Origin of the sequence: Patulibacter americanus DSM 16676, assembly GCF_000420025.1 — a bacterium.
Lineage (GTDB): Bacteria > Actinomycetota > Thermoleophilia > Solirubrobacterales > Solirubrobacteraceae > Patulibacter > Patulibacter americanus.
Genome location: NZ_ATUD01000001.1, coordinates 586,264 through 599,225, shown reverse-complemented (window position 1 = coordinate 599,225; position 12,962 = coordinate 586,264). Strand labels below are relative to the sequence as shown.

At 74.5% G+C, this 12,962-nt stretch carries 14 protein-coding genes and 1 pseudogene; 9 read left to right on the top strand and 6 right to left on the bottom strand.

All coding sequences use genetic code 11. From position 1 onward, the window contains the following. Positions 1-49: 49 nt before the first annotated feature. Positions 50-1,513, bottom strand: a complete 1,464-nt coding sequence (locus F593_RS22005) for a mannitol dehydrogenase family protein (RefSeq protein WP_022927273.1) — start codon at positions 1,511-1,513, stop codon at positions 50-52. After that, positions 1,510-1,878 (bottom strand): GAF domain-containing protein, encoded by a 369-nt coding sequence (locus F593_RS0102950; RefSeq protein WP_022927272.1) that lies wholly within the window; start codon positions 1,876-1,878, stop codon positions 1,510-1,512. Before F593_RS0102950 ends, F593_RS22005 begins: the two co-directional genes overlap by 4 nt. On the opposite strand from F593_RS0102950, the pseudogene F593_RS31175 reads away from it, so the two are divergent. Continuing rightward, positions 1,832-1,957: pseudogene (locus F593_RS31175) on the top strand (hypothetical protein); the annotation flags it as partial. The gene F593_RS0102950 and the pseudogene F593_RS31175 sit on opposite strands and share 47 nt — an antisense overlap. A gap of 12 nt (positions 1,958-1,969) precedes the next feature. On the opposite strand, the gene F593_RS0102945 reads toward F593_RS31175, so the two are convergent. Further along, a complete protein-coding gene (locus F593_RS0102945) occupies positions 1,970-3,145 on the bottom strand; it encodes an alpha-hydroxy-acid oxidizing protein (protein WP_022927271.1) in 1,176 nt (391 codons plus the stop codon). A 129-nt stretch (positions 3,146-3,274) separates the two neighbouring features. On the opposite strand from F593_RS0102945, the gene F593_RS0102940 reads away from it, so the two are divergent. The 3 genes from F593_RS0102940 (at position 3,275) to F593_RS21995 (ending at position 6,078) form a co-directional block, all read left to right on the top strand. Beyond that, positions 3,275-4,135: an ABC transporter permease gene (locus F593_RS0102940; RefSeq protein WP_028721370.1), complete on the top strand. Its 861-nt coding sequence runs from the start codon at positions 3,275-3,277 to the stop codon at positions 4,133-4,135. 109 nt (positions 4,136-4,244) lie between these two features. Next, entirely contained in the window at positions 4,245-5,309 is a 1,065-nt protein-coding gene (locus F593_RS22000; protein WP_022927269.1) for a taurine ABC transporter substrate-binding protein, read from the top strand. Position 5,310: 1 nt separating this feature from the next. Next, entirely contained in the window at positions 5,311-6,078 is a 768-nt protein-coding gene (locus F593_RS21995; protein ID WP_022927268.1) for an ABC transporter ATP-binding protein, read from the top strand. A 3-nt stretch (positions 6,079-6,081) separates the two neighbouring features. Here F593_RS21995 and F593_RS0102925 read toward each other — a convergent pair whose 3' ends face one another. The 3 genes from F593_RS0102925 to F593_RS21990 are packed head-to-tail and all read right to left on the bottom strand — an operon-like array spanning position 6,082 to position 9,709. After that, complete coding sequence (locus tag F593_RS0102925; protein ID WP_028721369.1) at positions 6,082-6,630, bottom strand: putative immunity protein; 549 nt, start codon at positions 6,628-6,630, stop codon at positions 6,082-6,084. A gap of 2 nt (positions 6,631-6,632) precedes the next feature. Then, entirely contained in the window at positions 6,633-6,902 is a 270-nt protein-coding gene (locus F593_RS0102920) for a hypothetical protein (RefSeq protein WP_022927266.1), read from the bottom strand. Positions 6,903-6,913: 11 nt separating this feature from the next. Next, positions 6,914-9,709 carry a phosphoenolpyruvate carboxylase gene (locus tag F593_RS21990; RefSeq protein WP_022927265.1) on the bottom strand — a complete coding sequence of 932 codons (2,796 nt, stop codon included), beginning with the start codon at positions 9,707-9,709 and terminating at the stop codon, positions 6,914-6,916. A gap of 273 nt (positions 9,710-9,982) precedes the next feature. On the opposite strand from F593_RS21990, the gene F593_RS0102910 reads away from it, so the two are divergent. The 5 genes from F593_RS0102910 to F593_RS29680 all read left to right on the top strand — a co-directional run bounded on the left by F593_RS0102910 (position 9,983) and on the right by F593_RS29680 (position 12,881). After that, on the top strand, positions 9,983-10,468 hold the full coding sequence (locus F593_RS0102910; RefSeq protein WP_022927264.1) for a VOC family protein: 486 nt from the start codon (positions 9,983-9,985) through the stop codon (positions 10,466-10,468). Positions 10,469-10,557: 89 nt separating this feature from the next. Beyond that, positions 10,558-11,538 (top strand): helix-turn-helix transcriptional regulator, encoded by a 981-nt coding sequence (locus F593_RS0102905; protein ID WP_022927263.1) that lies wholly within the window; start codon positions 10,558-10,560, stop codon positions 11,536-11,538. A gap of 159 nt (positions 11,539-11,697) precedes the next feature. After that, a complete protein-coding gene (locus F593_RS0102900; RefSeq protein ID WP_022927262.1) occupies positions 11,698-12,162 on the top strand; it encodes a VOC family protein in 465 nt (154 codons plus the stop codon). 139 nt (positions 12,163-12,301) lie between these two features. Continuing rightward, positions 12,302-12,721, top strand: a complete 420-nt coding sequence (locus F593_RS0102895; protein ID WP_022927261.1) for a nitroreductase family deazaflavin-dependent oxidoreductase — start codon at positions 12,302-12,304, stop codon at positions 12,719-12,721. 13 nt (positions 12,722-12,734) lie between these two features. Then, entirely contained in the window at positions 12,735-12,881 is a 147-nt protein-coding gene (locus tag F593_RS29680; protein ID WP_022927260.1) for a hypothetical protein, read from the top strand. Positions 12,882-12,962: the final 81 nt, after the last annotated feature.

The following is a 12,962-nucleotide window of genomic DNA, read 5'->3' as shown; positions in this document are numbered from 1 at the left end:
GTGGTCAGATGCCGGAGGGCCGCGGCACTGTGACCGGGTCACCCTGCGCTCAGTCGCGCGGGGCGGCCGCGAGTCCGCCCGCGCCCCCGCGGACGGCGGCGCGGGCCCAGGCGAGGTCCGCCTGCACGACCGCGTCGTCGGCGAGGTCGCCGAGGACGTCGCGGACGAGCGCCGCGGCGCGCCCGGCGTCCCAGGGGCCGGCGCCGATCGCGGCGTCGGGGACCTCGGGCGGCGAGCCGTCCTGACCGCCGGCCACCAGGCCGGCCTCCCAGGCGGCGACGACCGCGAGGGCGAGGGGCGCCCGGTCGCCCGCCGCCCGACGCGCCCGCACCACGGGGACGACGAACTGCGGCAGCCGCGCCGAGGCGTCCGTGGCCAGGCGCGACAGGGTGTCGGCGACGTACGGGTTCGCGAACCGGTCGACGAGCGTGTCGACGTAGGCGCCGGGGTCCATGCCGGGCGCGGGCGGCAGGGTGGTGCGCGCCTCGTCCTGCAGGTACCGCGTCACGAAGCGGCGGACGTCCGGGTCGGCGAGCGCCTCGCGCACGACGTCGTGGCCGACCAGCCGCCCGACGTGGGCGACCGCCTGATGGCCGCCGTTGAGCAGCCGCAGCTTCCGGAGCTCGTACGGGGCCACGTCGGCGACGAGCTGGGCGCCGGAGGCCTCGAAGGGCGGCCGACCGGCGGCGAAGTCGTCCTCGAGCACCCACTGCGTGAACGGTTCGGCCGGCACCGGCCAGGCGTCTACGACGCCGGCGTCGTCGCGGAGCCACGCGCGCAGCGCGTCGGTCGTCGCCGGGGTGATGCGGTCGACCATGGCGGACGGGAACGACGCGTGCTCGGCGATCCAGGCCGCCAGCGCGGGGTCGACGCGCCCGGCGAGCCCGATCACGCCCTCGCGGGTCACCGCGCCGTTGCCGGGGAGGTTGTCGCACGACATCACGGTCACGGGGCCGTGGCCGCGCTCGCGGCGGCGCGCGAGGGCCGCCACGAGCACGCCGAAGATCGTGCGCGGGGCGTCCGGCGTGGCCGCGTCGGCCCGCAGCTCCGGGTGGTCCAGGTCGACGGTGCGGTCCGGCCGCTGGTAGTAGCCGCCCTCCGTGACCGTCAGCGAGAGGATGCGGGTGCTCGGCGCGGCCATCCGGTCCAGGACGGCCTCGAGGTCGTCCTCCGCCAGGAGGTGCTCGACGATCGATCCCACGACGCGCACGTCGCGTCCTCCGTCGGGGCGCAGGGTCACCACGGAGTACAGCCCGTCCTGGCTCGCGAGCGCATCGTGGACGAGCCGGTCGTACGGGCGCAGGCCGACGCCGCAGATCGCCCAGCCTCGGTGGCCGGCGGCGAGCAGGTCGTCGATGTGGACGGCCAGGTGGGAGCGGTGGAAGTTGCCCACGCCGACGTGCACGATCCCCGGCACGAGATCAGCGCGGTCGTACGTCGGACGGAGGACCCCGTTGGGCAGCCCGGGCAGGGCGGCGTCGGACAGGGGGGCGGCGGGGCGGGGGACGGTCACGGGCGGAGGGCGGCGGGGGCGTCGCCGGGGACGGCGGGCTCATCGCCGGCGGCGAGGCGTTGGTAGAGCGTGTTGGCATGGACGTGCAGCTCCGCGCAGGTGCGCGCGTGGTGCTGTGGGCGCGCGTTGCGGATCGCGATCGCCGCGTGCGCGGCGAGCGAGGCCAGGAGCTCGACCTCGCCGACCCGGAAGCTCCGCGGTCGGCGGTCGGCGGCCAGCAGGATCCCGAGCGTCTCGTCGCCGGCGAGCAGGGGGACGCCGAGGATGCCGCCGAGCTGCTCGCTCGCGGCCGCGTCGTCGACGCTCCTGCGGTGCGGGACGTTGGCGCAGCGGTGGGACCTCGGCGCCTTCGAGCTCTCGCGCAACGTCCACTCCCACCCGACGCTCTCCGAGGCGCTCCAGGAGGCCTTCCACGGCCTCGAGGGACACATGATCAACCTGTGAGCCGTCCCGGCCCTACGGGGCCGGGACCAGGACGTCCGCGTTCACGTCCGCCACGCTCGCCACCCCGCACATCGCCATCGAAAGGTCGAAGTCCGCCAGCAGCGACTTCACGACCTGCGTCACCCCGGCCTGCCCCTCGAGCGCCAGTCCCCACACCCAGGGTCGCGCCACCATCACCGCGCGGGCGCCGAGGGCCAGGGCCTTCAGCACGTCGGAGCCCGTGCGGACGCCCGAGTCGACCAGCACCGGCGTGCCGTCCGGGACCGCGGCGACCACGGCGGGGAGCTGGTCCAGGGCGGCGACGGAGCCGTCGACCTGGCGTCCCCCGTGGTTCGAGACGACGATGCCGTCGATGCCGAGGTCGATCGCGCGGCGGGCGTCGTCGGGGTGGAGGATGCCCTTCACGATCAGGGGCAGCGTGGTCTCGGAGCGCAGGGCGGCGAGGTCGTCCCAGCTCATCGCCGGGTTCGGGAACGTCATCGCCCACAGGCCGATCGCGGCCTGCGGGTCCTCCTCCGGGGTCTTCTCGAGCTTGGAGCGGAAGACCGGGTCGGCGGTGTAGTTCGCGATGCCCTCGCCGAGCAGGAACGGCAGGTACGCCGTCTGGATGTCGCGGGGGCGCCACGGCATCGTGAGCGTGTCGAGGGTGACGACGATCGCCTCGTTGCCGGCGGCCTCGGCCCGGGCGACGAGGCTGCGGCGCACCTCGGGATCGTTCGGCGGGTAGAGCTGGAACCACCGCGGCGCGGTCGGCGTAGCCTCGGCCACCGCCTCCATCGTCGTCGACGCCGCGTTGCTCAGGCAGTGCGTGATGCCGACCTCCTCGGCGGCGCGCGCGACGGCCAGCTCGCCGTCGGGGTGCACGATCGAGAGCACGCCGACCGGGCCGAGCACGATCGGCGCGTTCAGCGTCGTGTTGCAGACCGTCGTCTTCAGGTCGCGCTGGGCGACCTCGCCGAGCATCCGCGGCAGCAGGCGGTGGCGGTCGAACGCGGCGCGGTTGTCGCGCATCGTGCGCTCCTCGCCCGCGCCGCCGGCCACGTAGCCGTAGGCGGCGTCGGAGAGCTCGGCCTCGGCCCGCGCGCGCAGCCCCTCGTACGACGTCGGCAGCAGCGGCCGCTCGCCGCCGAGGCCCTTCCCGTAGATCTCGAACTGGTAGACGCTCAGGGGGAGCTCGGGCGTGGCCATGGGCGCAGCGTAGTGCGGCGGATGGCGCGGCGGGGGAGGTGGCGCGGCGGCGTGCGGGGGCGGCCGGGCGAACGTGGCGGCCCGGCAGGCGGGACGGTGCGTCTCGGCTGCATCGGCCATAAAGCCGCAATGCCTATCGGCTTTACCGTGAATAGCCGGCGACCAGCGGTCGCCGATGCGGGCGCGGGACCCTCGCGCCCTTGGGCGCCGCTCGCCCGGCGGGTCGGCTACCGCCTGCTCTCCCTCGCGGTGCTGCTGGTCGCCTGGTGGCTCGTGACCGAGCTGCAGGTGTGGTCCGAGCTGTTCGTCCCCAAGCCGACGGCGGTGTGGGACCGCTTCGTCGACTCCGTGTCGGTGCACGACGGCCAGAAGGGGCTCTCGGGCTACTACCTGTGGGAGCACCTCGGCGCGAGCCTGCGGCGGATCGGGCTCGGCGTCGGGTTGGCGATCGTCGTCGGGATCCCACTCGGGCTGCTGCTGGCGACCGTCCGGCCGTTCCGGGTCATCGTCGAGCCGTACGTGAACTTCATCCGTGCGCTGCCGCCGCTGGCCTACTTCAGCCTGCTCATCATCTGGTTCGGCATCGAGGACACGTCGAAGGTCTGGCTGCTGTTCCTCGCCGCGTTCGCGCCCATCGCGCTGTCCGTCGTGAGCGGGGTGGAGGGGATCCGACGCGACCGGATCGACGCCGCGCACGCGCTCGGGGCCGGCCGGCTCGGCGTCATCCGCCACGTGACGCTGCCCTCCGTCCTGCCCGAGCTGTTCACCGGCATCCGGCTCTCGCTCGGGTTCGCGTGGACGACGATCGTCGCCGCCGAGACCGTCGACGGTATTCCCGGCATCGGCGGCCTCGCGTGGACGACGAAGAAGTTCCAGCAGACCGACGTGGCGGTGCTCTGCATCCTCGTCATCGGGCTGACCGCGATCGCCCTCGACCAGGCCGTGAAGGCGGTCGAGCGCCGCGCCGTCCCGTGGAAGGGCCGCGCCTGATGCGCCCGCTCCGCCCGTCGTCCTGCGTCGCCCGTCGCCCGGCCGCGGCCCGTCGCCCGCGGCGCCACGCATCCCCTCTTCCCCTCCTCACCACCACCCCGGAGACCCCATGACCCACACCGTCCGACGGCGCTCAGCGGCGACCGTCCCCCTGCTCCTCCTCGCCCTCGTGGCGACGCTCCTGCTCGCGGCGTGCGGCGGCGACGACGCCGAGTCGACGACGAACGCCGCGGCCGAGGGCGGCACGAAGGCGCCCGCGTCGCTGACCATCGGCTACCAGGCGATCCCGAACGGCGACCTGGTCGTCAAGCACCAACGGCTGCTCGAGAAGGCCCTGCCGGACACGAAGATCGAGTGGAAGCAGTTCGACTCGGGCGGATCGTTGAATGAGGCCTTCGCCGGCGGCAGCCTCGACATTGGCCTGGCCGGCTCGAGCCCCGTCTCGCGCGGCATCTCGCAGGGCATCGAGTACCGCGTGCCGTGGATCCACGACGTCATCGGCAGCGCCGAGGCGCTCGTCGCGAAGGGCGGCATCAGCACGCTCGCCGACCTGAAGGGCAAGAAGATCGCCGCGCCGCTGGCGTCGACGACCCACTACTCGCTGCTCGCCGCGCTGAAGGACGCCGGCGTGGCGCAGCAGGACGTGAAGATCATCGACGCCGAGCCGGCCGACATCGCGGCCGCCTGGGAGCGGGGCGACATCGACGCCGCCTACGTCTGGAACCCGACGCTGGCGACGCTCGTGAAGCAGGGCGGGACGGTCATCACCGACAGCGCGAAGCAGGCCGCCGCGGGGCACCGCACGTACGACCTCGCCGTGGTCTCGGACGAGTTCGCGAAGCAGTATCCCGACGCGCTGCAGACGTGGGTGGCGCAGCAGGACGCCGCCGTGAAGCTGCTGAAGGACGACCCCGCCACGGCCACGAAGGCGATCGGCGCGGAGCTGAACCTGTCGGCCGACGAGGTGGCCGAGCAGATCAAGGGGCTCGAGTTCCTGGACGCCGGGGCCCAGGCCGGCCCGGACGCGCTCGGCGGGGCGCTGGGCAAGGACCTGCTGAGCACCGCGGCGTTCAACAAGGCCGTCGGGCAGATCCCCGCGGTCAAGCCGGACGAGGCCTACACCGGCGCGGCGGACGCGGCCCCGGCGCAGGCCGTCGCGGGAAGCACGCGCTGACATGGCCGGCCACCGCATCGAGCTCCGGGATGTCGGCCACCGGTACCGCGGGCGCGGCGCCGACGTCGACGCGCTCACCGGCGTCGACCTGACGATCGAGCCGGGGGAGTTCGTGTCGGTGGTCGGCCCGTCGGGGTGCGGCAAGACGACGGTGCTGCAGATCCTCGCGGGGTTCCTCCAGCCGTCGTCGGGCGTCGCGACGGTCGGTGGCGACGCCATCGCCGGTCCGTCGCCGGACCGCGGGGTCGTCTTCCAGCAGCCGAACCTCTACCCGTGGAAGTCCGTGCGCGACAACGTGGCGCTCGGGCCGCAGCTGCGCGGGGCGGGCCGGCGCGAGCGGCACGAGATCGCCGATCGGCACCTGGCGCTCGTCGGCCTGAGCGACTTCGGCGACGCGGCCCCCTACGAGCTCTCCGGCGGGATGCAGCAGCGGACCCAGATCGCCCGCGTGCTGGCGAACGACCCGGACGTGCTCCTGATGGACGAGCCGTTCGGCGCGCTCGACGCCCTGACCCGCGAGCGCCTGCAGGACGAGCTCCTGCGGATTTGGCGCGGCTCGGGCAAGACCGTGGTCTTCGTGACCCACAGCGTCGAGGAGGCCGCCTACCTGGGCACGCGCGTCCTCGTGATGAGCCCCCGGCCCGGGCGCGTCGTGCTCGACGAGCCCGTGCCGTTCGATCCGGACACCCGCGACGCCGCGCTGCGCCTGGACCCGGCCTTCGCGGAGTTCCGGCGGCACGTGGGGGAGCGGATCGGCAGCTACGCCTGAGGGTCAGCCACGCCGGTTGGCGTCCGCGAGACCGGCCTGCAGCTCGCGGATGACGGAGCCCAGCAGCCCCGACGCGAGCAGACCCGGGCCGAGCGGGCCGGCGCGGTGCTCGCCGACGGGCGGGAGCTGACGCAGCGCGTCCCGCACCGGCGGGGTGATCCGGCCGAGCTGCCAGCAGAGCTCCTCGGCCACCGCGTCCTCGCGGTCGGGCGCGGCAAGGCGCACCGCCTTGGCGGCGTACGCCGCGGCCCCGAAGGCGTGCGCGCCCATGTGGGGCACCGCGGCGGCCTGTCCGGCCGCCTTCGCCGCAGCGAACGCCGCGGGCGAGTGCCGGCTGCGCGTCGCGCCGTCGCTGTCGAACCGCCTGCGGATCTCCTCCGCGACGTCGAGCTCGCCGCGGGCGAAGGCGCGTGCCCGCGCGATCGCCCGGCGGGGTCCGTCGTCCCCCGGCACCTCGGCCTCGAAGAGCCCGAGCGTCCGCTCCGCGCAGTCGGCGGCCCAGGCCGCGACGGTGCGTCGGTCGGCCTCGCTCAAGGTCTGCGCGGATCGCACGGTCAGGCACCGCCCAGGGCGATCCATATCCCGCTCGCGACACATCCCCCACCGGTGGCGACCTGGATGAGGCGCCACCCGGGTCGCCGTGTCGGCGGCAGGTCGGCGAGGAGCACGACGGCACCCGCCACGAGGTAGACCGCCGGGCCGACCCACCGGAAGGTCTCGGCGGCCAGCGCGAGGTCCGCAACCATCCCCAGTACGACGCAGACGGCGAAGGCGACGACGGCCGGCCGCGCGGGGATGAGCCGTGGCGGGCGGTCGGCGAACATCGACGGCGACCCTAGCCCGTATTGCGCATCCCCGCCGCGATCCCGCCGATCGTCGACAGGAGCGGCCCCTGGGCGTTCTCGTCGCCCTCGCGGCTCCGGCGCAGGAGCGCGACCTGAATGTGGGAGAGGGGGTCGATCCAGGGGTTGCGGTGGGCGAGGCGGCGCTGCAGGGCCGGGGTGCGGTCGAGCAGCTCCGGGGTGCCGCGGATCTCGAGGACGACGGACTGGACCCGCTCGTGCTCGGCGCGGATCGGTTCCCACAGGGGGCGGACGTCCTCGTCGACGAGCTCGAGGTAGCGCTCGGCCACGCCGAGGTCGCTCTTGAACAGCGACATCTCGAGCATGGAGACGATGGTGCGGAAGAACGGCCACTTCTCCACCATCTCGCGCTGCAGGTCGCGGTCGCCCTGCTCCAGGGCGGTCCCCGTGCCGTACCAGGCGGGCAGCAGCAGGCGGTTCTGCATCCAGGAGAACACCCACGGGATCGCGCGCAGACCGTCGACGCCGGTCGTGCCGCCGCGCTTGGCCGGGCGCGACCCGATGTTCATCGCCGAGAGCTCCGCCAGCGGCGAGGCCTGGTGCAACAGGCGCGGGAACCGCTCGTCCTCGAAGACCAGGGCGCGGTACGTCTCGCGCGAGATCCGCGTCAGGTCGTCCAGCGCCGAGCGGTAGCGGTCCGGCGGGCCGTCGGCCGGGGTCAGCGTGGCGAGCACGACGGCGGAGACCGTCTGCTCGAGCGAGCGCACCGCCAGCTCGGGGTGCGGGTAGCGCTGCGAGAGCGTCTCGCCCTGCTCCGTGATCGCGATACGGCCGCGGACGGAGCCGGGCGGCTGGGACAGGATCGCCCGGTGGTGCGGGCCGCCGCCGCGCGAGGTCGAGCCGCCCCGGCCGTGGAAGAACCGCACCGAGATGCCCTGCGCGTCGGCCTGGGCGACGAGCCGCTCCTGCGCGCCGTAGAGCCCCCACTGGGAGGCGATGAACCCGCCGTCCTTCGCGGAGTCGGAGTACCCGAGCATGATCTCCTGCGACCCGCCGCACCGCTCGAGGTGCGCCGCGTAGGGCGCGGTCGCGTAGAGGTCGCCCATCGTTCCCTCGGCGCCCTCGAGGTCGTCGACCGTCTCGAAGAGCGGGACGATCGGGACGGCCGGGGCGACGCCGCTCGTGGTCGCGCCGTGCTCGTCCGGGGCGGTGTGGCGCAGGAGGAACTGCGTGCACAGGACGTCGGAGGGCTGGCGCGCCATGGCGATGATCAGCCGGCCGATGGCCTCGGGGCCGTGGTCGGCGACGGCGCGGCCGACGGCGGCGATCCCCGCGATCGTGCCGCGGGCCTCGTCGTCCTCCGGCTCCGGCACGTAGGAGGGGGGACCGTTCAGCGCGGCGACCAGCAGCTCCTGCCGGCCGCGCTCGTCCGCGTCGGCGTAGCCCTCGATGAGGTGCGCGGTCGCGTGCTGCAGCGGGCCCGCGGACTGGCGGACGTCGAGCGCGGCGACGATGAACCCGAAGGTCCGCGCCTGGGCGAGCAGGCGCGAGATCCGGCCGTGCGCGACGCGGGACGAGCTGCACGACGCGCGCAGCAGCTCGAGGTCGGCGATCAGCTCGTCGACCCCCGCGTAGCCGCCCTCGCCGCCCTGCGCGGCGCGGTCCAGGCGGGCGGCGACGAACGTGAGCTTGCGGCGGAACGGCTCGTTCGCGCTCGCGCCCGGGAACGTCACGCGGGGCAGCTGGCGCTCGTCGCGCTCGATCGAGGCCCGCAGCTCCTGGGTGACGAAGACGCGGTCGTCCGCCTGGGAGAAGAAGACGGCCAGGGCGTCGACCCGCTCGCCCAGCAGCCGCAGGGCCGTGCGGCGGTGGCGGTTGAGCGTCTCGGCGATCGTGTCCGGGCCGACGTTGGGGTTGCCGTCCATGTCGCCGCCCGCCCACGAGCCGAAGCCGATGGGCGCGCGGCCGACGCGGCCCGCCCGGCCACCGCGGCCGGCGTGCGCGGCGGTGGCACGGCCCTCGCGGCCGGCGCCCGCGGCGCCGCCAGCGGTCGGGTCCTGGCGCCCGGGGGCGGGGACGGAGGCCGGATCGGGGGCGCCGGGCGGCACCACAGCCCCGCCGTCGAGCGTCACGCCCAGCGTGGTCTCGAGCTCCGTCAGGAAGTCCGGGACCGCGTCGTAGAGCACCGATTCCACGTGCAGGAGCGTGCGGCGGACCTCGTCGTCCGGGCGCGGGCGGCGGGCGCGGACGTCGTCGGTCTGCCACCAGACCGTCAGGACCTCGCGCAGCTCGGCCTCGAGCGCGCGGCGCCGGGTCGGGCCGACGCGCGGGTCGTCGAGGTGCTCCATGAGCGCCCACACGCGCTGCTGGTGGTCGAAGATCGAGCGGCGCGTGGCCTCGGTGGGGTGCGCCGTCATCACCAGGCCGACGTCGAGGTCGGCCAGCGCCTGGGCGCGGCGGCTCTGCGGGATCCCGGCCGTCGCGGCGGCCGCGGCGGCGAGGGATTCGCGCTGCGGGCCCTGATCGTCGGCGTCGTGCGCACGGCGGCGGCGCAGCCGCTCGAGCTCCTCCGCGATGTTCGACAGCTGCAGCTGCACGGAGCAGGCGCGGACGACGGGGCCGAGGTCGGAGGAGGACAGCCGGCGGACGGCCTGCACCAGCTCCTCGCCGTCGGGCGCGGAGGGGTCGGCGCGCAGGGCGGCGGCGCGCTCGCGGAGCCAGAAGACGCGGTCGCGGAACGCGGGGCCCTCCTGCTCGACGAGGACGTCGCCCAGGAGGCGCTCGAGGAGGGCGGTGTCGCGGTCGAGCGTGGAGGGGGTCTCGGGCATGGCTACGTCGATTGTCACTGGGCGGCGTCCCGGGGCGGTTGGACGGGTGGAGCGGACCCGACGGACGAGGGTTCGCCGGGACGACCCAGTATGCGCGAACGTGATCGGAACCGGTGGTCCTTGATCGTGATCGCCCGGGCCACAGCGGTGGGCATCGACCGGGAAGCGACCACGCTCCCCGCCGGTACCGCGCTCCCGGGCGATGAGTTTCGTGCCCGGCCGCGGTCCTTCCCTCGGACACCAGCACGACCCCGCCCCGAACGAGGACCCCGCATGCCCGACGTCACCGCCCCCATGATCACCACGAGCCTCTGGTTCGACACGCAGGCCGAGGAGGCCGCGGAGTTCTACGTCTCCGTCTTCCCGGGGTCGCGGATCACGCACGTCCAGCGCTACGGACCCGGCAGCCCGCAGCCGGAGGGTCTGGCGATGGTGGTCGGCTTCGAGCTCGGCGACACGCGCTTCAGCGCGCTGAACGGCGGGCCCGACTTCGCGTTCACGGAGGCGACGTCGTTCGTCATCGGCTGCCGGGACCAGGACGAGGTCGACCACTACTGGGACGCCCTCACGGACGGCGGCTCCGAGGGGCAGTGCGGCTGGCTCAAGGACCGCTTCGGCGTCTCGTGGCAGGTCGTCCCCAACGGCATGGGCGGGATCCTGGGCGACCCCGACCCGGCGCGGGCGCAGCGGGCGATGCAGGCCATGCTGGGCATGCGCAAGCTCGACATCGCGGAGCTGCAGGCGGCCGCGGCGGGCTGAGGCGAGGTGGCGTGGCCGGGGCGGCCGCAGGAGCGGCATCACGCCCGTAGAGGTCAGATCTTGTCCGCCTCTCGCGCCATGCTCCCCGGATGGCGTCGACCTCAGCCAGGCTGCTCTCGCTGCTCTCGTTGCTGCAGTCCCGGCGGGACTGGCCCGGCGCGGTGCTCGCCGACCGGTTGGAGGTGAGCCCGCGGACGGTCCGTCGGGACGTCGACCGGTTGCGGGAGCTCGGCTACCCGATCGCGGCGGCGAAGGGGCCCGACGGCGGGTACCGGCTGGGCGCCGGCAGCGAGCTGCCGCCCCTGTTGTTCGACGACGATCAGGCGATCGCCGTCGCCGTCGCGCTGCAGAGCGCCGCGACGGCCGGCACCGGCGTCGAAGAGGCCGCGCTGCGGGCCTTGGGGACGGTTCGGCAGGTCATGCCGTCGCGGCTGCGTCGGCGGGTCGACGCGATCCGTGTCCGGGTCATCGAGCCGGTGGGTGCGCGGCCGGGGCCGCAGGTCAGCACCGCCACGTTGCTGGCCGTCGGCGAGGCGATCCGGGCCGAGCAGGTGCTGCGGTTCTCGTACGGGGCCGGCGACACCGGGGGCTCGCAGGACCCACCTCGGCGGGTCGAGCCGCATCACCTCGTCACGTGGGGCAGGCGGTGGTACCTCGTCGCGTTCGACCTCGACCGTGACGACTGGCGGACCTTCCGCGTGGACCGCATCGCGCCGCGTTCGAACCCGGGACCGCGGTTCACGCCCCGCGCGGTCCCGGGCGGCGATCTGGCGGCCTACGTCTCGAGCCGCTTCCGCGGCTCGACGGACGGCTCCGGCGAGTGGCCGTGCCGTGGTGAGGTCGTGGTGCACCGGGCCGCTGCGGCCCTCGAGCCGTTCGTCGGCGACGCGGAGCTCGCCCCGATCGACGACGACCACTGCCGCCTGACGCTCGGCGCGTGGTCGTGGGTCGCGCTCGCGAGCCGGATCACCGGGTTCGACGCCGAGGTCGAGGTCATCGGGCCGCCGGAGCTGGCGGACGCGTTCCGCGCCTTGGCTGCGCGCTGCGAACGAGCGGCGGGTGCGTCCTAGGAGGGGGGCGCCCGGCTGGGCTTGGGCCGGGTCCGGCCGGGCTGCGGACGGCGGCCGGGACCGGGCGGAGTAGAGGCCAGAACCTGGCCTCTACGGCCGTCAGACTGATGGAACACGCCGCCCCGGCGTCGATCGCCCCCTCGAGAACAAGGACCGAACATGCCCGTCACGACCACCACGCACCTCAACTTCCGCGGCACCGCCCGGGAGGCGCTCACCTTCTACGCCGAGGTCTTCGGCGGCCAGGTGCACGTCAACACCTACGGCGACTTCGGCATGCCCCAGGAGCTCCCGGGCGCCGACAAGGTCGTCTTCGGTCAGGTCCAGTCGGCCGACGGCTTCCGCGTCATGGCCTACGACATCCCCGGCCAGGACATCCCGGAGGGCGCCACGACGGGCTCGACCCGCCGCGAGAACGGCATGACCATCACCGACCGACCGTTCTTCGTGTCCGTCACCGGCGAGACCCTCGACGAGGTCACGGGCCCCTGGGAGGCGCTCTCCGCGGGCGCCACCGTCATCGAGGCGCTGGCGCCGTCGGCGTGGTCGCCCGGCTTCGGGATGCTCACCGACCGCTTCGGCGTGACCTGGACCTTCGGCGTCACCGCCCCCGACGCCCGCTGAACCGACGCCGCTCCGCGTGGTGACGCGCTCTCCTGAAACGACGGGCGGCCGCGCGGGCGGTGGCGACGCGTTCACGGCGAGGCCCCGCGCATCCGCCCGTCCTCGTGACGCGCCGCGCTCACCCGGGTACCGTCGAGACATGCTCTTCGGTCAGGAACACGTCAAGCGCTACCGGGAGACCGGGGGCGAGGAGGGCCACGACTGGGAGGGGACGACCGTCCTCATCCTCACGACGACGGGACGCAAGAGCGGCGAGTTGCGTTCCACGCCGCTCATCTACCGGCGGGTGGGCGAGCAGGCGTTCGCGGTCGTGGCGTCCAACGGCGGCGGCGACCCGCCGAACTGGTACCTGAACATCCTGGACCACCCCGAGGTCATGGTGCAGGTGAAGGACCAGGAGTTCGAGGCGCACGCGCGCGCGGCGGACGCGGCCGAGAAGCCGGGCCTCTGGAAGGAGCTCGTCGCGACCTGGCCCCAGTACGACGAGTATCAGGCGAAGGCTGACCGCGAGATCCCCGTGATCATCCTCGACGGCAACTTCGCGGACTCGTCGGACTAGGGAACCCGGGGCCGTGCTCCCCCCGGAGGACGACGGCACCGCCGACGACCTGACCGTCAGGGAGAAGGCGGTGGTCAGCGTGGCGGGGTACCTCGTGGGCTTTGCCCTCGGGGGCGTCATCACGGGTGGCCTCTACCTCCTGGCCACGTTGATCCTGTAGCCGTCGCGGCGCCCGGGCCCGCAGGGGTACGCCCGGCCGCGCCGCCGCGGTCACCGGCTGGCAACACCGAGGGGGGCCGCC

Coding starts and splice junctions, on each gene's coding strand:
- F593_RS0102945 (WP_022927271.1), bottom strand. CDS start 3,145: ATGGCCACGCCCGAGCTCCCCCTGAGCGTCTACCAGTTCGAGATCTAC.
- F593_RS0102940 (WP_028721370.1), top strand. CDS start 3,275: ATGCCTATCGGCTTTACCGTGAATAGCCGGCGACCAGCGGTCGCCGAT.
- F593_RS22000 (WP_022927269.1), top strand. CDS start 4,245: ATGACCCACACCGTCCGACGGCGCTCAGCGGCGACCGTCCCCCTGCTC.
- F593_RS21995 (WP_022927268.1), top strand. CDS start 5,311: ATGGCCGGCCACCGCATCGAGCTCCGGGATGTCGGCCACCGGTACCGC.
- F593_RS0102920 (WP_022927266.1), bottom strand. CDS start 6,902: ATGTTCGCCGACCGCCCGCCACGGCTCATCCCCGCGCGGCCGGCCGTC.
- F593_RS21990 (WP_022927265.1), bottom strand. CDS start 9,709: ATGCCCGAGACCCCCTCCACGCTCGACCGCGACACCGCCCTCCTCGAG.
- F593_RS0102910 (WP_022927264.1), top strand. CDS start 9,983: ATGCCCGACGTCACCGCCCCCATGATCACCACGAGCCTCTGGTTCGAC.
- F593_RS0102905 (WP_022927263.1), top strand. CDS start 10,558: ATGGCGTCGACCTCAGCCAGGCTGCTCTCGCTGCTCTCGTTGCTGCAG.
- F593_RS0102900 (WP_022927262.1), top strand. CDS start 11,698: ATGCCCGTCACGACCACCACGCACCTCAACTTCCGCGGCACCGCCCGG.
- F593_RS0102895 (WP_022927261.1), top strand. CDS start 12,302: ATGCTCTTCGGTCAGGAACACGTCAAGCGCTACCGGGAGACCGGGGGC.